The sequence below is a fragment of the Shewanella colwelliana ATCC 39565 genome (genome assembly GCF_000518705.1).
In the GTDB taxonomy this organism is placed as follows: Bacteria; Pseudomonadota; Gammaproteobacteria; order Enterobacterales; family Shewanellaceae; genus Shewanella; species Shewanella colwelliana.
The window spans coordinates 216,324-240,659 of record NZ_JAEC01000004.1 but is presented as its reverse complement, the minus strand read 5'-3'; the positions used below and the strand labels follow the sequence as shown (position 1 = coordinate 240,659).

At 44.5% G+C, this 24,336-nt stretch carries 18 protein-coding genes; 14 read left to right on the top strand and 4 right to left on the bottom strand.

The window, feature by feature from the left end; all coding sequences use genetic code 11:
• Nucleotides 1-91: 91 nt before the first annotated feature.
• From L876_RS0101065 to L876_RS0101030, 7 genes are all read left to right on the top strand, one after another.
• Nucleotides 92-421, top strand: a complete 330-nt coding sequence (locus tag L876_RS0101065; protein WP_028762084.1) for a YbaB/EbfC family nucleoid-associated protein — start codon at nucleotides 92-94, stop codon at nucleotides 419-421.
• A 12-nt stretch (nucleotides 422-433) separates the two neighbouring features.
• Entirely contained in the window at nucleotides 434-1,033 is a 600-nt protein-coding gene (gene recR / locus L876_RS0101060) for a recombination mediator RecR (RefSeq protein WP_028762083.1), read from the top strand.
• Nucleotides 1,034-1,191: 158 nt separating this feature from the next.
• Complete coding sequence (htpG, locus tag L876_RS0101055; protein ID WP_028762082.1) at nucleotides 1,192-3,111, top strand: molecular chaperone HtpG; 1,920 nt, start codon at nucleotides 1,192-1,194, stop codon at nucleotides 3,109-3,111.
• Between the two features lie 74 nt (nucleotides 3,112-3,185).
• Nucleotides 3,186-4,031, top strand: coding sequence for a co-chaperone YbbN (locus L876_RS0101050; RefSeq protein ID WP_028762081.1), 846 nt, complete (start codon nucleotides 3,186-3,188; stop codon nucleotides 4,029-4,031).
• A 197-nt stretch (nucleotides 4,032-4,228) separates the two neighbouring features.
• Nucleotides 4,229-4,873 carry an adenylate kinase gene (gene adk, locus L876_RS0101040; protein WP_028762080.1) on the top strand — a complete coding sequence of 215 codons (645 nt, stop codon included), beginning with the start codon at nucleotides 4,229-4,231 and terminating at the stop codon, nucleotides 4,871-4,873.
• A gap of 119 nt (nucleotides 4,874-4,992) precedes the next feature.
• Nucleotides 4,993-6,012, top strand: a complete 1,020-nt coding sequence (hemH, locus tag L876_RS0101035; RefSeq protein ID WP_028762079.1) for a ferrochelatase — start codon at nucleotides 4,993-4,995, stop codon at nucleotides 6,010-6,012.
• Between the two features lie 189 nt (nucleotides 6,013-6,201).
• On the top strand, nucleotides 6,202-7,506 hold the full coding sequence (locus tag L876_RS0101030; protein ID WP_028762078.1) for an inosine/guanosine kinase: 1,305 nt from the start codon (nucleotides 6,202-6,204) through the stop codon (nucleotides 7,504-7,506).
• A gap of 62 nt (nucleotides 7,507-7,568) precedes the next feature.
• Here the strand turns inward: L876_RS0101030 and L876_RS0101025 are convergent, their stop codons facing one another.
• A complete protein-coding gene (locus tag L876_RS0101025) occupies nucleotides 7,569-8,888 on the bottom strand; it encodes a dicarboxylate/amino acid:cation symporter (RefSeq protein WP_028762077.1) in 1,320 nt (439 codons plus the stop codon).
• A gap of 615 nt (nucleotides 8,889-9,503) precedes the next feature.
• On the opposite strand from L876_RS0101025, the gene L876_RS0101020 reads away from it, so the two are divergent.
• Nucleotides 9,504-11,876 (top strand): hypothetical protein, encoded by a 2,373-nt coding sequence (locus L876_RS0101020; protein ID WP_428829713.1) that lies wholly within the window; start codon nucleotides 9,504-9,506, stop codon nucleotides 11,874-11,876.
• A gap of 313 nt (nucleotides 11,877-12,189) precedes the next feature.
• Here the strand turns inward: L876_RS0101020 and astB are convergent, their stop codons facing one another.
• A complete protein-coding gene (gene astB, locus L876_RS0101015) occupies nucleotides 12,190-13,527 on the bottom strand; it encodes an N-succinylarginine dihydrolase (RefSeq protein ID WP_028762075.1) in 1,338 nt (445 codons plus the stop codon).
• Nucleotides 13,528-13,886: 359 nt separating this feature from the next.
• Between astB and topA the strand changes: the two genes are divergently transcribed.
• The 6 genes from topA to L876_RS0100985 all read left to right on the top strand — a co-directional run bounded on the left by topA (nucleotide 13,887) and on the right by L876_RS0100985 (nucleotide 19,831).
• The gene (topA, locus tag L876_RS0101010; RefSeq protein WP_028762074.1) at nucleotides 13,887-16,550 is read left to right on the top strand and encodes a type I DNA topoisomerase; all 2,664 of its coding nucleotides are present in this window, start codon (nucleotides 13,887-13,889) and stop codon (nucleotides 16,548-16,550) included.
• A gap of 514 nt (nucleotides 16,551-17,064) precedes the next feature.
• Entirely contained in the window at nucleotides 17,065-17,637 is a 573-nt protein-coding gene (locus tag L876_RS0101005; protein WP_028762073.1) for a YceI family protein, read from the top strand.
• Between the two features lie 119 nt (nucleotides 17,638-17,756).
• On the top strand, nucleotides 17,757-18,113 hold the full coding sequence (locus tag L876_RS0101000) for a DUF3802 family protein (RefSeq protein WP_028762072.1): 357 nt from the start codon (nucleotides 17,757-17,759) through the stop codon (nucleotides 18,111-18,113).
• 98 nt (nucleotides 18,114-18,211) lie between these two features.
• Nucleotides 18,212-18,499 carry a hypothetical protein gene (locus tag L876_RS0100995; RefSeq protein WP_028762071.1) on the top strand — a complete coding sequence of 96 codons (288 nt, stop codon included), beginning with the start codon at nucleotides 18,212-18,214 and terminating at the stop codon, nucleotides 18,497-18,499.
• Between the two features lie 26 nt (nucleotides 18,500-18,525).
• Entirely contained in the window at nucleotides 18,526-18,897 is a 372-nt protein-coding gene (locus tag L876_RS0100990; protein WP_028762070.1) for a SpoIIAA family protein, read from the top strand.
• A 64-nt stretch (nucleotides 18,898-18,961) separates the two neighbouring features.
• Complete coding sequence (locus L876_RS0100985) at nucleotides 18,962-19,831, top strand: putative ATP-dependent zinc protease (RefSeq protein ID WP_028762069.1); 870 nt, start codon at nucleotides 18,962-18,964, stop codon at nucleotides 19,829-19,831.
• Between the two features lie 118 nt (nucleotides 19,832-19,949).
• On the opposite strand, the gene L876_RS0100980 is transcribed toward L876_RS0100985, so the two are convergent.
• Nucleotides 19,950-22,583, bottom strand: coding sequence for a PDC sensor domain-containing protein (locus L876_RS0100980; protein ID WP_028762068.1), 2,634 nt, complete (start codon nucleotides 22,581-22,583; stop codon nucleotides 19,950-19,952).
• 121 nt (nucleotides 22,584-22,704) lie between these two features.
• A complete protein-coding gene (locus tag L876_RS0100975) occupies nucleotides 22,705-24,207 on the bottom strand; it encodes a methyl-accepting chemotaxis protein (protein WP_028762067.1) in 1,503 nt (500 codons plus the stop codon).
• Nucleotides 24,208-24,336: the final 129 nt, after the last annotated feature.

Sequence of the window (24,336 nt, the reverse complement as noted above, 5' to 3'; positions counted from 1 at the left end):
ATAAGTTTACAGTTTGGTGATCAGCTTTGATTGCTTATTGGCGCTAATTGAGTAAGATTAGCCAGTTTTTTAATATTGAAGAGAAATCGATATGTTTGGAAAAGGCGGTATGGGTAACCTGATGAAACAGGCCCAAATGATGCAAGATAAAATGGCCAAAGTGCAAGAAGAGATCGCACGTATGGAAGTCACTGGCGAAGCTGGTGCTGGTCTTGTAAAAGTGACCATAACAGGCTCTCATAGTGTTCGTAAGGTAGATATCGATCCTAGCCTGCTTGAAGATGACAAAGAGATGCTTGAAGATCTTATTGCTGCAGCGTGTAACGATGCCGCACGTCGAGTTGAAGAAAATCAAAAAGAGAAAATGGCTGAAGTGACTGGTGGCATGCAATTACCACCAGGCATGAAGATGCCGTTTTAATCTGGACCGATTATGAAATTTAGTCCGCTGGTTGATGATTTGATCCAGTCTTTACGCTGTTTACCAGGCGTTGGTCCTAAATCAGCGCAGCGCATGGCGTTTCAGTTGTTAGAGCGCGAGCGGAAAGCGGGCCAAAAACTCGCCAGTGCGTTAGCCAGTGCAATGAGCGATGTCGGCCATTGCACTGCTTGTCGCACCTTTACTGAAGAGACACACTGTCCAATCTGTGCCAGTAGTCGTCGTGGTCACTCTGATCTTATCTGTGTGGTGGAAACGCCTGCAGATGTATTAGCTATTGAAGCGGGTGGCCATTTTAGTGGGCGTTATTTTGTGTTACTCGGTCATCTTTCGCCACTCGATGGCGTGGGACCAGATGAACTTGGTTTAAGTTTGTTAGCCCAGCACTTAGCTGGCGGCGAGGTGAGTGAGCTTATTTTGGCGACCAACCCAACGGTAGAGGGTGACGCTACAGCGCATTATATCGCTGACATGGCTAAGAAACATAATATTAAGGTCAGTCGAATTGCCCATGGTGTCCCCGTTGGCGGTGAACTTGAGTATGTCGATAGCACTACATTGGCACTCTCATTTAACGGACGATTGCCGATATAATCGGCATTGGCGTTAATCGAAATAGGAATCCAGTACGAAAGTACTGGATTTTTTTTGAGCAAATGAAATTGATAAATGAATTTTGCCTTGAAAAGCCAAATTCGACCCCCATCTCTTTAGCCATAGAGCGTTTTTGTAAATACAGGAAGGAATAATCGATGTCACAACAAGAAACTCATGGCTTTCAAACCGAAGTCAAACAACTACTGAATTTGATGATCCACTCTTTGTATTCAAACAAAGAGATTTTCTTACGTGAATTGGTCTCCAATGCAGCAGATGCTGCAGACAAGTTAAGATATGAAGCCTTGACCAACGATGCCTTGTATGAAGGTGATGGCGAATTGCGTGTGCGCATTAGTGCTGATAAAGAGAAAGGCACTGTCACGATTGAAGACAATGGTATCGGCATGACACGCGACAGTGTTATTGAGCATTTGGGTACTATTGCTAAGTCAGGTACCGCAGATTTCTTTAAAAACCTATCTGGCGATGAGTCAAAAGACTCGCAACTAATTGGCCAATTTGGTGTGGGGTTCTATTCGGCATTCATTGTGGCCGATAAAGTGACTGTTCGCACTCGTGCCGCTGGCCACGCACATGATGAAGCGGTTCAGTGGGAGTCTGCGGGTGAAGGTGACTTCACCGTTGAAACTATTACCAAAGAAACCCGCGGTACAGAGATCACTTTGCACCTTCGTGAAGAAGAGAAAGAGTTTGCCGACGATTACCGTCTACGCTCAATCATTACCAAATACTCAGATCATATTTCAGTCCCGGTAGAGATGTGGCAAGAAGGCACGCCTGCGCAAGAGGCCACTGAAGAGGGAGCTGAAGCGATTCCGGCAACGGAAGGCGAGTGGAAGGGGATGAACAAAGCGACTGCGCTATGGACTCGCAGCAAGAGTGATGTGAGTGACGAGGAGTATCAAGAGTTTTATAAGCATATCTCTCATGACTTTGTTGACCCACTATTGTGGAGCCATAACCGTGTTGAAGGTAAGCAAGAGTACACGAGCTTACTTTACATCCCAGCGAAAGCGCCTTGGGATCTTTGGAATCGCGATCGTAAACACGGTCTAAAACTGTTTGTGCAACGTGTGTTTGTGATGGATGATGCAGAGCAGTTTATGCCAAGTTACTTGCGTTTTGTGCAGGGATTGATTGATTCAAATGATCTACCTTTGAACGTTTCTCGCGAAATCCTACAAGACAACAAGGTCACTACCGCACTGCGGACCGCCGTCACTAAGCGTGTACTGGGTATGCTGGAGAAGTTAGCTAAGAATGATGCTGAAAAGTATCAAACCTTCTGGACTGAGTTTGGTCAGGTATTAAAAGAAGGTCCAGCCGAAGATTTTGCCAACAAAGAAAAAATTGCTGGTTTGCTGCGCTTTGCATCGACTCATACTAATGAAGCTGCACACACCGTCTCTTTAGCTGACTACATCAGTCGCATGAAAGAGGGACAGAACAAGATTTACTATATTGTAGCTGACAGCCATGAAGCTGCTGCCAACAGCCCACATCTTGAGTTGTTACGTAAGAAAGATATCGAAGTGTTGTTGATGTCAGAGCGTATCGATGAGTGGCTGATTAATCACCTAACCGAGTTTGATGGTAAGCAACTTCACTCTGTGACCCGTGGTGACTTAGAACTGGGTGATCTTGAGGATGCGGGTGAGAAAGAGGCACAAGAGAAGCTAGAGACTGAATCAGAAGGACTCGTGACCCGCGTTAAAGATGCGCTGGGTGATAAAGTGTCTGCGGTTAAGGTAACGACTCGTCTAACCGATACTCCGGCCTGTGTGGTTGCAGGAGAAGGGGAGATGTCATCGCAGATGATTAAGTTAATGCAAGCGGCAGGACAAGCGGTTCCTGAGAGCAAGCCTGTATTTGAACTCAATCCTGAGCATCCATTAGTTGCACGCTTAGATGGAGAGCAAGATGAAGAGCTGTTTAGTCAGTGGGCCGATTTGTTACTTCAACAGGCCCAACTGTCAGAAAAGGGCAGCCTTGCAGATCCATCAGCATTTATTAAGCTGATGAATAAGATGTTACTCGCAGGCGCTAAGTAATATTTAGCCATTAAAAAAGAGGCAGTTTTGACTGCCTCTTTCATTATTTGGGTTAACCCATGTAAAGGGGAACTATGGAAGGCATATTGGATTTAACCAAAGAGAACATACAACAAGTTGTCGATGCCTCGATGCAGCAAGTTGTTGTACTAACCTTCTGGAGTCAACAAAGTCCAGAAAGTATAGCGTTAGCGGATACACTGCAGAATCTCGCCATTTCCCAAGGCGGTCGTTTTGTGCTCGCCAAGGTAAATTGCGACCAAGAGATGGAGATCGCTAACTACTTTCAGATCCAGAACTTGCCGACCACCTTAGTGCTGAAAGAGGGCAAACCAGTTGATGGTTTTGCCGGGGTTCAAGAACCTGTGCAAATTCAAGCCATGTTAGATCAACATCTGCCTAAGGCTTGGCAAATACAGCTAAATCAAGCTAAGACTCTGCTAGTAGATGGCGACGTAACTCAAGCGCTTGGCCTATTGCAACAAGCCTATAGTGAATGTCAGCAAGCAGAAGTTGCGCTGGTTTATGCTGATGCCTTGCTTAGTGCTGATGATATTAATCAGGCACAGGTACTGCTTGATAATATTGGGCTTGCTGATCAAGACAGTTATTATCAAAGTTTAAAAGCCAAACTATCTTTGGCGTTAGATGCCGCTGATACACCAGAGATCCGCAGTCTGATTGATGCAGTTGAAGCGCAGCCGGATGACTTACCCTTAGTGCTCTCCTTGGCCAAAGCCCTCCACAGTGCCAAGCGTGATGAAGAGGCATTAACACGACTGTTTGCTATTTTGCAGCGAGACATTAGTGCGCAGAGCGGTGATGTAAAGCAGCTGTTTATGGAAATTCTAACCGCATTAGGCCAAGCAAACCCGCTTGCTAACCAATATCGTCGTAAGTTATACAGCTTACTTTATTAACTGACGCGTGATTTACCCAGTCATTTGGGTAATTGCTCGGTTAAATAGTATTTATTGAGCGAATTGTGCTGTATCAGCCTAAAGTCGAACTAAAACACGGCTTTCAGCTCTTCAAAAGGGCGGCTAATTGTGCGAAGATCGCCGCCCAAATGATAAAAACTAATAATCAAAACTATGCGAAATAAGAGGACTCTCAGATGCGCATTATGCTATTAGGTGCCCCAGGTGCCGGAAAAGGTACTCAGGCCCAGTTCATCATGGAAAAATATGGTGTGCCACAGATCTCTACTGGCGACATGCTACGTGCAGCAGTGAAAGCGGGAACGCCACTTGGCTTAGAAGCGAAGAAAGTGATGGATGCAGGACAATTAGTTTCTGATGAGCTGATTATTGGACTAGTAAAAGAGCGTGTTGCTCAAGAAGATTGCGCTAACGGATTCCTACTTGACGGTTTCCCACGTACGATTCCGCAAGCCGATGCAATGGCGGCGAGTGGTATTGCTATCGATCACGTGATTGAAATCGATGTGCCAGATGAAGAGATCGTTAAGCGTATGAGTGGCCGTCGTGTTCACCCTGGATCTGGCCGTGTTTACCACATTGTATTTAATCCATCTAAAGTGGAAGGCAAAGACGATGTTACCGGTGAAGATTTAGCGATTCGCCCAGATGATGAAGAGAGCACTGTGCGTAAGCGCTTAGGCATCTACCATGAGCAGACTAAGCCGCTTGTTGAGTATTACGGTAAGGTTGCTGCGCAAGGTGCAATGACCTACAACAAGTTTGATGGTACCCAAAGTGTTGCAGCGGTTAGCGAAGCGATTGTTAACGCTATCGGTTAATTTGCAATATCTTATGAGCTGCTTCTCATATTTTAAAAAGCCCACTTAGGTGGGCTTTTTTTATGCCTATTGCGGTGCTAGCCTACTGTCATTATTGATGATTTGCCAATGAGTAGAGAGTGATCTTGACTGCCAATACTGCTGCCGTTTCACCTAAAGTGGGTGTGTTATTAGTTAACCTAGGTACGCCGGATAGTCCGACGCCTAAAGATGTGAAACGCTTTTTAAAGCAGTTTCTTAGTGATCCCCGAGTCGTCGACCTTAACCCTTTGATTTGGAAACCCATCTTAAATGGCATTATCCTCAATACTCGGCCTAAAGCTGTGGCTGAGCTCTATCAGTCGATCTGGTGGCAACAGGGATCGCCTTTGATGGTTGTCAGTGAGCGTCAGAAACTGGCTCTGTCGGGTGCATTGCAAGCGCAGCTAGGTAGAACGGTTCCGGTTGCGCTGGGCATGAGTTATGGCAATCCATCATTAGCCAATGGCATTGATGCATTAACCACTCAAGGGGTTGATAAAGTGATTGTACTGCCGCTTTATCCTCAATATTCCTGCTCCACGGTAGCACCAGTATTTGATGCGGTTGCAGCGTGTTATAAAAGCAGGCGCAACTATCCAGAGACTCGGTTTAGTAAAGAGTATTATCAACATCCACTTTATATCGAGGCTTTAGCGCAGTCGGTTCGCGCCCATTGGCAGCAACATGGCCAATCTCAATGCTTGCTGATGTCTTTTCATGGTGTGCCGGTTAGGTATGTGACAGAAGGCGACCCTTATCAACAGCAATGCGAAACGACGGCAATACTGTTAGCACAAGCATTAGGACTTGAAGCCTCTCAGTGGCGCCTTTGCTTTCAATCAAAATTTGGCAAAGAGGAGTGGTTGACTCCTGCGACAGACAGTTTGTTAGAATCTTTGCCCAAACAAGGTATTAAGTCCGTCGATATTATGTGTCCAGCCTTTGCGGCTGATTGTTTGGAAACATTAGAAGAGATCTCTATTGCTGGAAAAGAGAGCTTTATTGACGCTGGTGGTCACAGCTATCGCTTTATTGACTGCCTGAATGATGAACCCGCCCATATCGCGCTGCTGAAATCGCTAGTCATTGAACAGGCTGGGCATTGGTTGGCGAGTTAATCATCCACATACAGGCATAAATCACTGCCTGCTGCTATTTTATATGGTAGGATCTGCCGCCGTTTATTGATGGTGAGGCTGCTGACGTCGCTTTGTTGCGCGCAGCTCAATGATGTGTGGGTTACGGGGGTCTAACTTGCACATTATTTTCATTTGATTTTGCATGGATGCGACAAGAGTGAGTTCGGTATGAAGTTTCCTGGTCAACGTAAGTCAAAACACTATTTCCCAGTTAAAAATCGTGATCCATTATTGGCACAGCTAACACAGCAACCACAGCATGTGTCTACTCACATTAGTGGTATAGATCAAACCTTAGTTGATATCGAAGCGAAAGTGGCTGATGAGTTGTTAAGCCGTTACGAATTGCCAAAAGGTAACTCTACTCTTATCGACAATGACAAAGCCCATCAGCTATACACAGAGTTGAAGCAGTCAAATATGATCAGTGATGAGTTTGCGGGTGGCACCATAGGTAACACGGTTCACAACTACTCTATTTTGGCTGATGATCGTTCGGTATTGTTTGGGGTGATGAGTAATAATATCGAAGTGGGCAGTTACGCCTACCGTTATTTGTGTAATACCTCCTCTAAGGTGGACCTTAACTACCTGCAGCCTGTCGATGGTCCAATTGGCCGTTGCTTTACGTTGATCTCCGAGTGCGGTGAGCGTACCTTTGCGATAAGCAAAGGTTTTATGGATAAGTTGACGCCTGAATTTATCGATAAGCAGATAGTGCAAGACTCTTCAGCCTTAGTGTTAACGGCCTATCTAATGCGCGCAAGCGACGGCGATCAAATTACCGATGCGGCGTTAAAAGCGATTGAATATGCTAAAGAAGCCGATGTCCCTGTGGTATTAACGCTTGGCACACGCTTTTTGATTGAGGAAGATCCACAGTGGTGGATTGATTTTATTAGAGACAATGTCACCATTTTGGCGATGAATGAGGATGAAGGTGAAGCATTAACGGGCTTTAAAGATCCACTGAGCGCAAGCAATGCCGCGTTAGAGTGGTGCGATATGGTACTGTCAACTGCTGGGCCGTTAGGGCTTTATACTGCCGGTTATACTGAGGATACTGAAAAGCGGGAAACCAGTCATACCTTGCTGCCTGGTGCGATTCCAGAGTTTAACCGCTATGAGTTTTCTCGCCCTAAATTAAAGCGTGATTGCGAAACACCGATTAAGGTGTTCGCGCATATTTCGCCTTATATGGGGGGACCTGAGATCATTCGTAACACTAATGGTGCCGGTGATGGTGCTCTAGCCGCGTTACTGCATGACTTAGCGTCGAATACTTATCATAGAGCAAATGTACCTGGGTCAAGTAAGCATAAACGTGATGGCTTGTGTTATTCCTCATTCTCCCAAATCTGTAAATACGCGAATCGTGTAGCCTATGAGGTATTGGCGCAGCATAGTCCAAGACTTTCTCGCGGCTTACCTGAGCGTGAAGATAGTTTGGAAGAGTCCTACTGGGAACGTTAGTCTTTTGTTATTTTCAGTCACCAAAAAGGCGTCCATTTGGACGCCTTTTTAATGTCATCGATTTAGTCTTTTATGTCAGCATTGACTTGTTCTACAAAGCTACCGGCAGTTTTACCAGCTTGAGAGTCATTAAAGGTCACTTCATCAAACGCCCCCTCAGACTTAGCAATGACGACAGTCGCTACAGAATCGCCTGTAACGTTCACAGCCGTGCGCACCATATCAAGTAGTCTGTCAACTCCCATAATCAACGCGATACCTTCTACAGGCAGTCCTACTTGGTTTAACACCATGGCTAACATGATAAGTCCGACTCCAGGTACCCCTGCGGTACCGATTGAGGCCAATGTTGCCGTTACGACGACCATTGCGTAGTCAGTGATAGTCAGATCAATACCAAATACTTGTGCGATAAATACCGTCGCGACACCTTGCATAATCGCAGTGCCATCCATATTGATCGTAGCACCGAGGGGTAGGGTGAAGGAGGCGACTTTGTTGTCGACGCCCAGACGGTGTTCGGCAGTTTCAATCGTGACAGGTAACGTGGCATTAGAACTGGCGGTGCTAAATGCAAAGAGCTGCACATCGCGCATTTTGCGTATAAAGGTAAATGGGCTCAGTCCTGAGAACACTTTTAACAGTGTGGGGTAGACGATAAATGCATGTATAAGTAATACACCTAAGACAACAAAGAAGTATTTCAATACACTTTCGAACGTTTCCAAGTCAAGGGTTAATGCCAGTTTACCCATTAGGGCAAAAATACCATAGGGGGCGAGTTGCATTATTAAGGTCACAACGCGCATGATCACTTCATTTAAATCGGTAAAGAGTGCAGCGACACGCTTACCGCGCTCGCCAATATGTGACACCGCGAAGCCAAATATCACCGCAAAGATGATTATTTGTAGCATATTGCCTTCAGTCATTGCCTGAATCGGGTTGCGAGGGACAAGATTAATTAACACATTGGACAGGCTGGGCGCTTCCTTTACGGCGTATTGCATATTCTCTGCAGCAAGTGAGGCATTACCCGGGTGGATAAGCAGGGCTATCAAGATCGCCATACTTAATGCAATTGCTGTAGTAAACAGATAAAAGGCAATGGTTTTTCCACCGAGTCTGCCCAAAGTGGATGGGTCGCTCAGTGAACAGGTACCGCAAACCAGTGAGATGAAAACCAGTGGGACAACGAGCATCTGTAAACTTGAGATGAAAATGGTACCAACGACATTAAGTAAGCCATTAGTAATGTACTCTTCGATGAACTGACTATCTGGAAATAGACTCCGAATAAGGAGTCCAAATAAAATACCCCCGCCCATGCCGATAAGTATTTTACCCGTCAATCCGAGCTTTTTATTTTGAGTGCGAGCCATAGTGCTTCCTGTATTATTTTTATGCTTTTCAATTTGCGTTTAAAGCCTAGCAAGAAACGAAAGGCGATGAAACGGCTAAATAGTTAAAGTTTTTGGGGGTTTTAATCAAATAAACGCGATTAGTGATGGAAAAGTTATAGGAAAATTGTGTAATGTTCATCTATAAGTAATAAGCAGACGCTTAAAATTATAATCTGAGTAACAGGGAGTCTGACAATGAAGTCAGCGTATAAAGTTTTCACCTCATATTTATTCTTGCTTTTTATCGTAGCGTGTAGCGGAGGAGGCAATGTCACCGACGATGGCAGTGGCGGAGGAACAACACCACCAGAACCCACTATTTCAATTGCGTTGTCTATTTCAAATACTCAAATTTCAGCTGCTGAGCCAGCAACGATTACGGCCACTGTAAAGGATTCGACTGGGGCCAATATTAGTACACTGGTTTCATTTAAGTTAAATAATGATACCTATGGTACCTTTGTACCGGGTACTGGTGAGGTAGCTACTGTCGATGGTGTTGCAACGATTCAGCTTAATACCGGCACAATTCAGACTGGAGCAACAGTCACAGCGACTACAAGCACTGGTGAAAGTGCTTCTGTCAATGTGGCAATGGCTGGTGACGGAGTCGATGGTGGGGCTGGAGGCATTTCAGTAAGCTTGCAGATCAATAACACTCAAATCTCCGTGGCGGAACCTGCGACGATTATAGCGACAGTTAAAGATTCTGTTGGTGCAGCTGTCAGTACACTCGTTTCATTTAAGCTAAATAATTCGACCTACGGTACCTTCGCTCCGGGCACTGGTGAGGTCGCAACCGTCGATGGTGTAGCAACGATTCAGCTTAATACTGCAGCGATTAACACCGGCGCGACTGTAACCGCGACTACCTCTTCTGGAGAGAGTGCATCGGTTAACGTAACTATGGTCGGTGATGGTGGCGAAGCTGGCGGCGGCGCACAAGTCTCTCTCGTACTCACTGATGTTGATGGTAATCCTACGCAATCAATTAGCACGCTTTCACCTGGTAAGTTAACCGCGACCGTGACTGGGATTGCTAAACCCACGATTGTCACTTTCGAGAGCCCTATCGGTGATCTTCCCATTAAAACGGCAGTGACAGATGCCACTGGCAAAGCAACCGTTGATATCTACGCAGGTAGCTCTTTAGGTGCAGGTGAAGTGACGGCGACCTTATCGACCAACGAAGTAGGTAAGACCATTGTCGTGGTTGGCGCAACGAATGTTGTGATGGGAAGCGGTTCACCATTCGTTAAAGGTGTGGCGTCGATTAGTACTGATAATTTATCTGCGGGTGGCACAGCCACTATTTCGGTGCAGATTCAAGATGACAAGGGAAATCCATTTACACAACCTGTTGATGTTAACTTCTCATCTACCTGTGCAACGAAAAATCCAGCACAAGCGGAAATTAGCTCGCCAGTATCATCAAGTAATGGTGTGGCCACCTCGACCTATCGTGCACAAGGGTGTGTAGGGGAAGATCAAATTAACGTCACGGCAAATGCAGGCGGTATTAGTCTTTCTGCAACGGGTACTATCAACGTGCTTCAAGCCGATGTCGGCAGTATCGTTTTTGAGTCAGCAACACCAGAGAATATCAGTATTCTTGGTACTGGTGGTGTCGAGTCTTCAGTTGTTAAATTCAAAGTGTTAGATAAGAATAGTAACCCTGTTGCTAACCAGAATGTGTTGTTCTCGCTTAATACGCTAGTCGGCGGGGTCGGTCTATCGCCTGCTCAAGCCACCACAGATAACGCAGGGATTGTACAAACAGTTGTGACAACGGGTACCGTATCAACGTCACTACGTGTGACTGCTACGGTTGATGATGGCTCTGTGCCTGCGATATCAAGCCAGTCTAGTCAATTAATTGTGTCAACAGGTATTCCAGATCAGGACAGTTTCTCGTTGTCTGCTGCAGTATTAAATGCTGAAGGTTGGGATGTTGATGGCACAGAAGTTGTTGTGACTGCCCGTATGGCCGATGCGTTTAATAACCCGGTGCCAGATGGGACAACAGTCTCTTTTACCACCGAAGGTGGCTCTATTGAAGATGCATGTCAGACCGTAAAAGGTGCATGTTCTGTAAAATGGACCAGTCAATTACCAAGACCTGAAGGTAATACCATTCTCTCTGGTGCAGGCGCTTTGGTTAACAATCCCACTGCGGCGTTGATCTACTATCCTACACTGGATGTTTACGGTAACTTTTATGGTCAAAAATATGGAGGGCGGGCCACGATTACGGCTACCGCGATCGGTGAGGAATCTTTTCCTGACTTAAATGGTAACGGCCGATTCGATGCAAGTGAGATGAGCGAATTCACTAATGGCACCGATGTAACGGGTCAATCATTTGATTTGACCGATGCTTATAACGATTACAATGAGGATGGTTTGTTTAACCCTCAACAAGCAGGTGGTCAGGTTGGTGGCTCGTTAGAGGAGCTTATTGATTTTAATGCTAATGGTGTGTTTGAAGCTAAAGATGGCAAATACAATGGCGTACTCTGTTCTGATCCAGTCCATGCGGGTTGTGCAGATGGTTTAAGCGACTCTAAGTCACTCTACGTGCGTCGCAGCCTTGTGATGGTAATGTCAGGCAGTACGGCATACGGAACGGCGCCTGCTGATATTTACATTGATGATAAAGATGGACCTAAATACGGTGGCAGTATCAATATCGTTGGTAAAGGTGCGGCAACCGTTGGGTTTACAATTTCAGACCTGCATAACCAACAGATGCCAGCGGGTTCAATTGTCAGGTTTAAGGCCAGTGCAGGTTCTGTAGTCAGTGCCGCTGAGTATGTGTGGCCAAGCTCAAACTACAATGGTGGTCGTGAGTTCAGTGTTACCTTAAAAGGTGAAGATGAACCTAATACCGGCGTATTTATTGTCGAAGTTGAGACGCCAAATGGCCTGCTCTCACAAGTAGTGTCGATTGGTATAAACATTCTCTAACCTTAATGTTTTAACTCATAGAAGGGGCGCCAATGGCGCCTTTTTTATTGGCTATGATTATTGAATTACAGTAACTCTTGTCACTCTCTATACTATTTGTCGAAGTCACGTCTGAGGTGAGTCTTGCATTTTCTAATAGATAAAACTGATGTAAAGATTGGATGATTGTGGCGAGAAGCAATCGATCGGAGAGTTGCTAAGTTTTATCTTAAATAGGCTTTTGATGTAGCAATAAAAATGGCCACCTTTAACGGTAGCCATTTACGGGAATTTATTTTATCACAGAGTCTAGTAATTGATTTTAGTGAACTCGTTACTTTTGGAACTGATACACACTGCCGAGTTTCATAATTTGCGTCAGTTCATCAAGTGCTGTTCGAGACTCTATAATGAGCTGCGGATCGGCCAGATCATCAACGGCTAATTCATCACGGTAATGTTTATCAACCCAAAGATTTAGACGTTTAAACAGCGCATCATTCATCAAGGTATGTTGATTAACCGCCGCCACTTCCATTTCATTCATTGCTACACGTAAACGCAGGCATGCAGGGCCGCCACCATTTTGCATACTTTGTTTAACATCGAAGTAGTGTACGTGATTGATTGGTGTACCGAGCGTTACTACCTCATTGAGATAAGCAAATACCGCTGGGTTCTCTTGGCAATTTGTCGGTGCGATAATCGCCATTTCACCGTTTGGCAGGGTAATGATTTGCGTATTAAACAAGTAGCTTTTAACGGCGTCTTGAATTCCGACTTTAGCGGTAGGGACTTCAATAAAGTGAAGCTCTTGTCCATTAAATTTACGCTGGATCTCGGCAAGTTTCTTTTGGGTATCCATAAAGGCTTGCTCATGATAAAAGAGCACATTCTGATTACCTACGGCAATCACATCATTATGAAATACACCTTGATCGATCACGTCGGGATTTTGTTGAATGAACACACTGCTATCATCATCAAGTTGATGTAAGCGTGCAATCGCTTGCGAGGCCTCTAAAGTTTGACGTGCAGGATACTTTTGCGGTTTTGGCGCAGCCGGGTTGGTAGCTTCTTGCCCGTAAACAAAAAGCTCTAGGCCTGCATGGCCATACTCGCTGCATAAACGAGTGTGGTTAGCCGCACCTTCATCGCCGAAACTTGGATGTTCTGGTAGATGTTGATGATGACTAAAGTGGCGCGCGTTGTTGAACGTTGCTGCGAGAATATTACCTGTCGTTGTGGGTTCGATACTGCGATGCAGTTTGTCGACCAAGTTTGCTGGTGTGAAATGGATTTTTCCATCATGGGTATCGGCACTAGGTGACACCGTTGCCGCATTGGCTGTCCACATGCTCGATGCGCTGCAACAGGCTCTAAGGACCGCAGGGGCCTGTTTAGCGGCTTTATTTAAAACTTCGGCGTCAGTACCTGAAAAACCAATTCGACGCAGTGTATGGAGGTCTGGGCGCTCCTGAGGTGCAAGCATACCTTGTACCATTCCCATATCTGCGAGCGCTTTGGCCTTTTTAAGGCCTTGTTTAGCGGCAGCTTTAGGGCTTGATATTGCCGCGGCATTGCTTAAAGAAGCCACATTACCGTATGACAGTCCCGCATAATTGTGGGTTGGTCCGACGAGTCCATCAAAATTCGCTTCGTAATGCTTCATTGCTTATCCTTCAGAGTCATTTTTGTTTTTGTGCCATGTTCGACAAATTCAATACTTGTGCTGAATAATGGCTTATTTGTGCCTCAGTATACTTGAGAGTTTACGCTTAACAAGCTAGGGGAAAATGGCTGTTAATGTGATATTTGACTAGAAATGCATAACTAGTACTTGCTAGATGGGTAATAATGAAATATTAGTTTTTAATTACGCAATATTATTTTTCACATTTTTTTCAAAAACGGTTAAAAAATGGCTCTCCGTGACAAATAAAAGAGGGATTAGCTTGAAACTATTGATACAACCCTCTATATATGGAGCCAATTTACAGAATTTTGAGACTTTTTGGCGCAGATCATTCTATGGGTAAATCGCTAGTTATTGTCGAATCACCGGCCAAAGCCAAGACTATTAATAAATATCTCGGCAAAGATTACATCGTAAAATCGAGTGTAGGGCACATCCGTGACCTACCGACCTCTTCGAGCAGTGAGACAAGTACGGCGACTAAAACGCCTGCTGAAGTACGTAAGATGTCTCCTGATGAAAAGGCTATATACAAAGCGGCAAAAGCCAAACAAGCGCTAGTCGCTCGTATGGGTGTCGATCCTGAACGAGGCTGGAAAGCAAAGTACCAGACGTTACCAGGTAAAGAAAAAGTCGTTAAGGAACTTCAAACCCTTGCCGCTAACGCTGACCATATCTTTCTCGCAACCGATTTGGATAGAGAGGGGGAGGCGATTGCATGGCATTTGCAAGAGGTTATCGGTGGTGATCCAGAACGCTACCAACGTGTGGTGTTTAATGAGATCACTAAAACCGCGATTCAAGATGCTTTTAGTCATCCAGCTAGCCTAAATACGAATATGGTGAACGCCCAACAAGCTCGTCGTTTTCTCGACCGAGTCGTGGGTTTTATGGTGTCCCCCTTGCTATGGAAAAAAGTCGCTCGTGGTTTATCTGCGGGTCGAGTGCAATCTGTTGCAACACGCTTAGTGGTTGAACGCGAAAGTGAAATTAAGGCATTTGTTCCTGAGGAGTTTTGGGATATTCATGCTGACTTAAATACCTTGTCTAACGATAAGCTAAAAATGCAGGTGAGCAAATTTAAGGGCGATGCCTTTAATCCTGTGAATGAAGCTCAAGCCATGGCGGCGGTCGCTGCATTATCTGCGGCAAGCTTCGTTGTGAGCGCCCGTGAAGACAAAGGCACATCGAGTAAGCCCTCAGCACCCTATATCACTTCTACACTGCAACAAGCTGCGAGTACTCGTTTAGGCTTCGGTGTTAAGAAGACGATGATGATGGCTCAGCGCCTTTATGAAGCGGGTCACATCACCTATATGCGTACTGACTCAACCAACTTGAGTCAAGAAGCATTAGACAATGTACGTGAAATGATTGGCAAAGAATTTGGCGATAAATATCTGCCAGAGTCGCCAATCCGTTATGGCAGCAAAGAGGGGGCTCAGGAGGCTCACGAAGCGATTCGCCCTTCTAATGTCAAAGTGACTGCTGCTAGCCTGAGTGACATGGAGCGCGATGCTCAACGTCTTTATGAACTGATTTGGCGCCAGTTTGTTGCGTGTCAGATGACGCCAGCAAAATATGATGCGACGCGCCTAACTGTGTCTGCGGGTGACTATGAGCTTAAGGCGACTGGTCGCACACTCAAATTTGACGGTTGGACGCGTGTACAAACGTCAATTAAAAAGAAAAATGAAGAAGACAATACTCTCCCTTACGTCGCTAAAGGCGATAAGCTTGCGCTTGATGAGTTGCTACCTAAGCAGCACTTCACTAAACCGCCTGCGCGTTTTAGCGAAGCATCACTTGTTAAAGAGTTAGAAAAGCGTGGGATCGGTAGGCCATCGACCTATGCAACGATCATCTCAACTATTCAAGATCGTGGCTACGTAAAAGTTGAAAACCGTCGCTTTTATGCTGAAAAAATGGGTGAGATCGTCAGTGAAAGTTTAGTCGGTAGTTTTGAAGAGCTAATGAGCTATGACTTTACTGCGGGCATGGAGCAGACACTTGACAATGTTGCTCAGGGTCAACTTGAATGGAAAAAAGTACTGGATAACTTCTACAAAGGCTTAACTGAACAGCTTGAGAAGGCGGAATTACCACCAGAAGAGGGCGGAATGCGTCCTAACGAGATGGTGCTTACCGATATTCAGTGCCCAACGTGCGGTCGCCCTATGGGGATTCGTACCGGTACCACAGGTGTCTTCCTAGGTTGTTCGGGCTATGCACTCCCACCTAAAGAGCGTTGTAAGACCACGCTTAATTTAACGCCGGGTGAGGAAGCCATTAGCGAAAATAACGAAGATGCAGAAACTGATGCATTACGTGCTAAGCATCGCTGTGATGTATGTGGCACAGCGATGGATAGCTACCTGATTGATGAAAAACGCAAACTACATGTTTGTGGTAATAATCCTATTTGTGGTGGTTATGAGGTTGAACAGGGTCAATTTAAGATTAAAGGTTATGAAGGCCCAATCTTAGAATGTGATCGCTGTGGCAATGATATGGAACTGAAGAACGGCCGTTTTGGTAAGTATTTCGGCTGTACCAACAGTGAGTGTAAAAATACACGTAAATTGTTGAAGAGTGGTGAGGCTGCACCACCAAAAGAAGATCCTATTCATCTCCCCGATCTAAAATGCACCAAATCTGATGGCTATTTCGTCTTGCGAGATGGTGCGGCAGGGATATTTATGGCCGCTAGCACTTTCCCTAAATCGCGTGAAACACGTGCACCGTTAGTGGAAGAGTTGGTTAAATACCGTGAGCTACTTTGGCCTAAATACCTTTATCTAGCAGACGCTCCTGTTTGTGATGATGACGGTAACAAAGCCTTTGTGAGATTTAGTCGCAAAACCAAAGAGCAGTACGTATCGACAGAAGTTGATGGTAAAGCGACAGGATGGACGGCAAAGTATATAGGCGGTAAATGGGTAAGCGAAGCTAAGTCCAAGGCAAAACCAAAAGCTAAACCCAAGGCTAAAAAAGCCTAGATTGTTAAAGCCCTAACTAAAGTTAGGGCTTTTTTATATCTGCAGCTTTCATTACTATTACCAATCAGTACCAGAGTGTGAATGACTCTGTGTGTTTTTTGCAACGAGTGCACCCGATGCAGAAGACTATGCTTCTCAGTCGTTGCAATCAACTGGGGCGTTGTGAATGCCCTTAATGCAGGAGTCATTAAGGGCCTTGTCTCAGACGCGCTGCACTCTTGCTGAGTTATAGCATCAATCGGACATTTCGCTCTTTTAATACGCGAGTGTTTTATCATTGGGTGGGCTAATCGTGTGATTAATTTTTTGCATTAAGTCGTTTTGGGCAAGCGTCATTCGCTGTAAGAAAAGCAGATTGTTGATGTTACTTTTCCAACTATTTAATACGCTTAGCTAAGAATAGGCTAATATTGATATCACGAGTGAAATTGATCATAAAGACAACCTAGTGGTTGTCTTTATGCTTGTGTCGATAGTGTAAGCAAGGATTCATTAAGCAATGGAGCGTATAACAATGAGAAGAATGTTACTGGGTATTTCCCTTAGTGCGATAAGTTGTTTTTCTTTCGCGATGAACTGGCAGGTGGTTAATGAAGACTCGAAAGTGAGTTTTATCTCGATTAAAAAGGGTGATGTTGCGGAAGTCCACCGTTTTAATCAACTGGAAGGTCAGTTAAAGTCAGGTGCTTTTACCTTATCGATTCCACTAACGAGCGTGTGGACCAATGTTGAAATAAGAGATATCCGAATGAAGGAGATCCTTTTTGAAACCGCTCAATACCCAAACTTAACGCTCAAGGCTGAGTTAGATGATGCGGCCGTTGAGTCGTTAGCCGTTGGCAGTGTTATGCCTATGTCGCTGCAGACTGAAATAGCACTCCATGGTCAATCAAAGACAATGGCCGTGCATGTTAAGGTTGCCAAATTGGCAACAGATAAACTGTTTGTGGTGAGTGATGTGCCGCTATTGATCAATGCTGCTGATTTTGGCTTAACAGAAGGGGTTGAAAAACTCAGGGAAATAGCTGGCTTAACGACAATCAGCCAAGCTGTACCTGTCTCATTCGTGTTAACGCTTAAGCGATAATAAAAACGTGCGCTATCAACAAGACTCTGGCTTTGTTTTGTACCATAATATCAACAGTCACTGGATATTCAGCATGGCTTAGGCCATGCTCAGTATAATTTAAGATGCTAAGGTAAATAATGGTTACTGATAAAGACGGTTATATTCACTTAATACAGTATCTCACTGAGCACTTAGGCTTATTCGAAGCCCCAGAGCATACCTCTATTGGTGATGAAACCGTTATGGAACTTTTTGAAGAGCAACTTGCCGCCCAGATCATTATGGTTTGCGGGCAAAACCCCTCACTCAGTTTTGCGCAGCGAAATATGGTCATTCGAGAAGTCGATGCCATCGTCTACGATTTAGAAGAGATCCTCGCCAACGTTGCTAAGCAAAACGCAACACCAGAGCAAACTCTTTTTATTACCGAGTTTTCCGGATTGATAAAGAATTTGTTTGACCAAGAGATTGCGAAGATGCAAGCAAGTGAGTGATTTATCACCGTGCAACAGCTGTTTACAACTGAGTACTTGTTAAAGCGGTTAATTGTACCTAATGTAATAGAGTAAATCGCATTAGGGTCGTTGTTCAGATGTTATCTAAATCTCTCTATAAACAGCATTATATTGTTTACCTCATTTTGCTAATTTTTTGGGCAGTGTTTCAGCTGTTCACTGCTAATGCATTTGAAATGGGCTGGGGCTTTATTCCCTTAGTGATTTCGCTGCCATTTGTGCCGTTTATACTCGTCTGGCTCGGTGTTCAGTTTGTTCGCCACTATCGATATTTAAAAGATGGGATTAATCGTTTGGAACATATGATGCACTGTGCCTGCACCAGCTTTCTGTTTAGCCTGTTTGTTTTTCACTTTGTTCATTAGCATTCTGATTAAAAACGGAGTTCATCATGATACAGCTGTTAGATGGGTTTCACCACGATGTTGTCGCTATTAAGGCGTTAGGTGTGTTAACTAGTGAAGACTACGAGCAGCATTTGCTTCCAGCAATTGAGGCTAAGTTAATGGACCACGCAACAATTAAATTATGGTATGAATTTAGTGAAGGTTTTGAGGGCGTTTCTGTTGAAACGCTGTGGGATGACGCCAAATTAGGCTTTTTTCATTTGACTGATTTTTCAAGAGTTGCCATCATCACTGATAATGATTTGGTTGCGAATACGGCAAGCGTACTGGCTTATATGGTGCCATGTCCGGTTAAAGTTTTTAGTCGTATGGAAGTGGAAAACGCACAGGATTGGATACTTCATCATGACGCATAAACGTTAAGTGAATGGATAAAGCCGACTTTAGGTCGGCTTTTTAGTAGATAATTTGAGGTTGTAAATGCTAAGAATATTAATTTTGAGTGCACTAATGATTGCCGCACCAACATTTGCTGGTGAAAAAGCGATCATCGGCCAAACGGCGCAAATGAGTGTGAGTGAGGTTGGTTTAACTTATGAAGCGCGCATTGATACCGGCGCGGGCAATACTTCAATACATGCTTTTGATTTAGAAGTCGAAGGTGGTAGCGCTAAAAATATGAAGGACAATGTGGGAAAAACCATTTGGTTTACCACCGAAAATCGTACGGGCGAGTCAAAGCGCTTAAGTGCAACAATTGTTAAAACGTCGACGGTGAGCAATTCTCAAGGCACTGAAACGCGTTACATGGTGTCACTTAAGATTGGTAAGAAAGGGGACGAACGCAAGGTCAAAGTTAACCTACGAGACCGTAGCCACATGGATTACAAACTCTTAATTGGGCGGAATTGGCTTAAGGGCAAATATATTGTTGACGTGGCTGATAAACAATTGATTGGTCCTGTCGCCCCCATTAGTATTGTTGAAACTGGATTGCTATTTAACACACGTATTGATACTGGTGCGGTTGAGAACTCACTACATGCTGTAGATCTAAAGGTTGAGAATGGCGTTGATGACATGGAGAAAAATGTCGGAAAAATGCTATTTTTTACTACCGAAAATGAACAGGGCAAGCAGCATCGTGTTCATGCTCGTATTGTGGAAACATCGTTAATACGTAATGCTCAAGGTAGCGAGATACGTTACATGGTGGAGTTACAAGTGGGAGAGCTAGGTAAAGAGTATAAGGTTAAAGTGAATTTACGTGATAGAAGCAAGATGACGCACAAATTGCTCATTGGGCGTAATTGGCTTCAGGGTCATTATATGGTCGATGTATCGCTATAAAGTAATAACAAGAAAGAGGCGCAAGCCTCTTTTCTGTTCTTATAGCATATAAACGATTACCACTTTACCATTGTAAGAATGCTGCGAGACCAAGGTTTCTCTTTAAGGCTGTTAGCCTCTAAGGTAAATTAGGGTTAAAACTGACGGTTATCTCTGTGTATCGGCCGAGGACAGAGTTAATCTTTATTTCACCCTCATAGCGTTCGCTAAGCCATAGGTTGAGTTTATTAAGCGTGCCATCATGGCGTTGCTGCTTAAGCTGTTGCTGTATTCTCGCAAGCATGTCGCTGCTCAGTCCCGATCCGTTATCGTGAAAGCGCAGGATAACATAGTCTTTCTTCGCGCTAATATCGATAGTAATACTCGCAGCGGTATCACGTTCATATGTTTGGCCAAACCCGTCAATTAGGGTGTTTGAGAGTATTTGATAGCTGATGGTAAACAGGTCCCATGCCGCCATATTGATTGTAACGGCTGTGGCACAGTTGACCTCAATATCAACATTCTTAGCTGCTAGTTGTGGATGGAGAACGCTCGTGACATCTTGAATAAACATCGCTAAGTTTATTGATTTAACTGTGCCATTACTTCGACTGAGCAGGGCGAGCGTATGACGGATTATGTCGATTTGCTGAGTCAGTCGGTCTATCACTAGCAAACGATTTGCAGAAGGGGCTTGTATCGATGATTGCTGATGAAATGATAAAAATAGTTGCTCAAGGTTTACCAGCTGATGTTTGAAAAGCTGTTCAACTACCTGTGGCAATATATGTAACTGCTCTGATTCTATGCGGGCCAATTGCCCCTTTTTCTGGCTAGCATCTGCCCCAAGGGTTAACTGCTCTCTTAACGCAGTGCTCTTTGCTTCTGCAAGCGTCAATGATTTTCTTAGTGCATCAATAGTTATACTTAGGCGAGCTGAAGTTTGTCGCTGCTCTTCATATTTCTCTTTTAAGCTACTAATATCAACAGCCATTGCACCCAAGGCTATAAGATTATCATCACTATCTTTTATCGGGTATTTAGTGATGAGATAGGTGCGTTCCCCTTGTACCGTTGGTATGGGTTGCTCAAAGCTTTGTGCTTTATCTGATTCGATGATGAGTTGGTCGTGAGCTGCAATGATAGCAGCGATATGCTTAGGATAGATGTCGCTATCTAATCGATTTAATATCTGTTGTCGTTCTATGCCCAATACTTCACAAAACTTGTCATTAATTAGGGTGTAATGCCCATTAATGTCTTTAATGCAGATTAGGTTTTGTGATGCATTTAACAGCGAATTTATTAACTCCTTCTTTGCCTCAAGCTCTTGTTGAGCATGTATTTGCATGGCCAGTTGCTGCTCAAGTGCCAGATTTCCCGCATCAAGGCTTGCATAGGCTATCTCTAATTGGTTGCTGCGGGCAATAAAGGCTTTGGCAAGTTGGCCAACTTCATCATTTCGGCGGTTGGCATCGAGCTCCAGTCGACCTAAATTACCACTCTGTAGTGCAGAGACAATTTGAAATATCGGCCGAATAAATAGTTTATGTTGAAATATAAACAGTACAAATAGTGCGATGAGCTGCGCCAGTAGCAAAAACGCGCCAATTTTGATTGCAATTGCATTCGCCTGTTGCGACAAGCTCGATAGTGGAGTCACTAATACTATTTTCCAGTATGTCTGTGGCATTTGGAATATTGATATTAAGACAGGCTCATTAAAAATGGGCCCTGACTCGAGTGATATGATCACGGGATCCTGTTTAAGCTCAAGATGCTGTACAGAAGCATTGAGCAGCACTGATAGACGTTGCTTTTCGGACTGGGCGGTATTATTAAGCAGATCGTCAAGTTGTGTATCTTGATAGACGGATGTGGCCAGTACCTGTTTAGCAAACTGGCTATCAATGCTCTTTATACTTGAATCTATCGCAGATAAAGCGGGATATTGTTCAATGAGTGTTTCAAGTGGTTTGCCTAACAGCGTGTCGCCCAGTGGTGTTTCCTCGGCTTCGTAAAAGGGGTCAGATAACAAGTTATTGAAACTGTCTAAGACAAACAGATAGCCTTTTGAAAGTGGGTTTTTATCGGAAAAACGCAAGCGCTCATTTAAGGCATTGAGTGAGACATCAACCGTAGCAACGCCAATAAAGTTGTGTTCCACCCGCATGGGAACTGATGCCGTGATCATCACAGCATTAGTATGGGGGTCAATATAGCTTTTCGACCAGTGTGTGTGACCATTCTGTAGATATTTAGCGGGTTTATACCAGAATTCATTATGGTAACTGGTGTTTACTTCGGTGTTATAGCCCCCCTCAAATTGGAAGTCGAGGTTCTTTTCTCTTGCCCAAAAATAGCTATTACGTTGTTTGTTTTCGCTAAATGCCCAAGGCTCAGGCCATAAACCACCACTAATGATGAGTTGTTCATTCTCTTCTATAGCCAACAGCGGTGGAACTATCTGTTCGATGAGCGATTCTTGATCACGATAGGTTGCACCAACAATTCCAATCGAAACGGCTAAGGCTTCTATTTTTGAGGTGATCTGCTGTAACTGTGCGATAACGGATAAGCCATGGTTTTGGCTCAGCGAAAGCTGAGTATCCATATGGTGCTTTTGTTCGGTAGAGAAAATTAGCCAGATACTTGAAGCAATGATCAGTGCGGCAACCACAAATTGCACTACGGTGAACTTAAACGTTAGGCTATCTCGCCATAGCGGCGCTTGACTATCTCCCTTGTTTTTATTCTCAGTGGCGCGCATCCGTTTATTCCATCAATTACCTGTTAATCTCTAAGATTAAAGTAAAAATCGCTAACTGAAAATAGGGAAACACAATGAACTGGCAGCGACCCAATAGGTCTACTGCCAGTTATTAAGGGGGTTAAACTTTTAGACCAACGAGTAAATGGTCAAGTTGTTCAGCTGTTGCGTGCAATTCATCACAGCCTGACACCGACTGGTTAGCCGATTGTTCGACGTCGTGGGATTGATTGCGGATCTCCATAAGATTGGTGGCAATCTCGTTGGCAACCGCAGATTGTTCCTCTGCAGATGTCGCGATGAGCACACTCATCTCATACACCTTTTCACTGTGGTGTGCGATTGCTTTCAGATCTTCGCCTGTATCAAGTACGTGTTGCTTACCTTCTTCTGCTTTGTCCACTGTGCGCTTCATGACGCGTGTGAGGTCTTGGGAACCAGTTTGTAGCGCTTCGATCATTGACTTAATTTCAACCGTTGCTGCTTGGGTTCGGCCCGCGAGTGTACGAACCTCATCGGCAACAACGGCAAAACCACGTCCTTGCTCACCAGCACGGGCAGCTTCGATAGCAGCGTTTAGGGCAAGCAGGTTGGTTTGTTCAGAGATGGCATTAATGGTGGTCACCACTTCATCAATCTTGGCGGCATTGTCATTGAGGGTATTTACTGCTTCTGATGCATCACCGATCTCATTGGAAAGCGCACCAATCGCTTCTACGGTTATGGCGATATCTTTAGAGCCTGCTTCAACTTGCTGATTAGCTTCTTGTGTTTCTGTCGAAGACTGTTCTGCGTTACGAGCAACCTCTTTTACCGCTGCGGTCATTTCTTCCATAGCGGTGGCTAGCGAATCAAGATGTTGGCGTTGCTCTGCTGCTAGGCTCTGGCCTTCTTGCGCCGTTTGCCTAAAACTCTGCACAACGTTACGAATTTGACTGCTTGCTTGGGTCATTTGGGTAACGAGGTTGTGTTGGCGCTCAACCAAAGTGTCGATACTGATGGCCAAGATGCTGAACTCATCGTTAACTTCAAAAAAGTTTAGTCGCCCGGTGAGATCGCCATCTGCGGCACGCTTGAGTGCCATAACATTGGTATAAAGTGCACCACCGACAAATGTCGAGATGTAATAGCTGCTAATCAAGATCACTAGAATTAACATAACCAAGCTAAGGATCACTGTATTTCGTGACTCATCGAGGACGTTACTTAGGTTATTTATGCTCACCTTTGCCACTAAACCTTGTTGCGTCTCACCGCTATAAGCCGTCACTGTATTATTATTTACAACCGCACCCCCGCCTTTAGTTACAGCTTGGGAGGCTGCGCCAGAGAGACTTTGCTCGGCGGTGGCTAACCCCTGGCGGGTGAGTTCATTGCTATAAGCTTGTTGTTCACTCTCTGGTATGTAGCGGCTGCTGATGTCAATGAGCTGTGCCATTTGTTGTGCTTGCTGGGTACTTGAATTTTGGTAACTTTGGCTGACTTGGGCTGTAAACTGGCTATATAGAATATAAGATAGGCCCATTAAGGTAATGATAGGGATAATGGCCAGTATTGAAAACTTGGTCTTTAAGGTCATGTGAATAAGGTATTGATCTACCCAACGAAATTTAACTTCTTTCATAGCAATTCTCTGTTGCCGACACGGATATACATAAATTATCGGAAAAGGTTTTAATAACTTGACCTGATATTTAAAGATAAGCGTTCGGTTGTTGGTTATTTGTACGGTTTGTTTATCGTTATTGTTAAT

Bases quoted from the DNA above. Each gene is read 5' to 3' on its own strand.
- L876_RS0101065 (WP_028762084.1), top strand. From the start codon at position 92: ATGTTTGGAAAAGGCGGTATGGGTAACCTGATGAAACAGGCCCAAATG.
- L876_RS0101025 (WP_028762077.1), bottom strand. From the start codon at position 8,888: ATGGCTCGCACTCAAAATAAAAAGCTCGGATTGACGGGTAAAATACTT.
- astB (WP_028762075.1), bottom strand. From the start codon at position 13,527: ATGAAGCATTACGAAGCGAATTTTGATGGACTCGTCGGACCAACCCAC.
- L876_RS0101005 (WP_028762073.1), top strand. From the start codon at position 17,065: ATGAGAAGAATGTTACTGGGTATTTCCCTTAGTGCGATAAGTTGTTTT.
- htpG (WP_028762082.1), top strand. From the start codon at position 1,192: ATGTCACAACAAGAAACTCATGGCTTTCAAACCGAAGTCAAACAACTA.
- recR (WP_028762083.1), top strand. From the start codon at position 434: ATGAAATTTAGTCCGCTGGTTGATGATTTGATCCAGTCTTTACGCTGT.
- topA (WP_028762074.1), top strand. From the start codon at position 13,887: ATGGGTAAATCGCTAGTTATTGTCGAATCACCGGCCAAAGCCAAGACT.
- L876_RS0100975 (WP_028762067.1), bottom strand. From the start codon at position 24,207: ATGAAAGAAGTTAAATTTCGTTGGGTAGATCAATACCTTATTCACATG.
- L876_RS0100990 (WP_028762070.1), top strand. From the start codon at position 18,526: ATGATACAGCTGTTAGATGGGTTTCACCACGATGTTGTCGCTATTAAG.
- L876_RS0101050 (WP_028762081.1), top strand. From the start codon at position 3,186: ATGGAAGGCATATTGGATTTAACCAAAGAGAACATACAACAAGTTGTC.
- L876_RS0101030 (WP_028762078.1), top strand. From the start codon at position 6,202: ATGAAGTTTCCTGGTCAACGTAAGTCAAAACACTATTTCCCAGTTAAA.
- L876_RS0101020 (WP_428829713.1), top strand. From the start codon at position 9,504: ATGGCTGGTGACGGAGTCGATGGTGGGGCTGGAGGCATTTCAGTAAGC.
- L876_RS0100995 (WP_028762071.1), top strand. From the start codon at position 18,212: ATGTTATCTAAATCTCTCTATAAACAGCATTATATTGTTTACCTCATT.
- L876_RS0100985 (WP_028762069.1), top strand. From the start codon at position 18,962: ATGCTAAGAATATTAATTTTGAGTGCACTAATGATTGCCGCACCAACA.
- L876_RS0101000 (WP_028762072.1), top strand. From the start codon at position 17,757: ATGGTTACTGATAAAGACGGTTATATTCACTTAATACAGTATCTCACT.
- adk (WP_028762080.1), top strand. From the start codon at position 4,229: ATGCGCATTATGCTATTAGGTGCCCCAGGTGCCGGAAAAGGTACTCAG.
- L876_RS0100980 (WP_028762068.1), bottom strand. From the start codon at position 22,583: ATGCGCGCCACTGAGAATAAAAACAAGGGAGATAGTCAAGCGCCGCTA.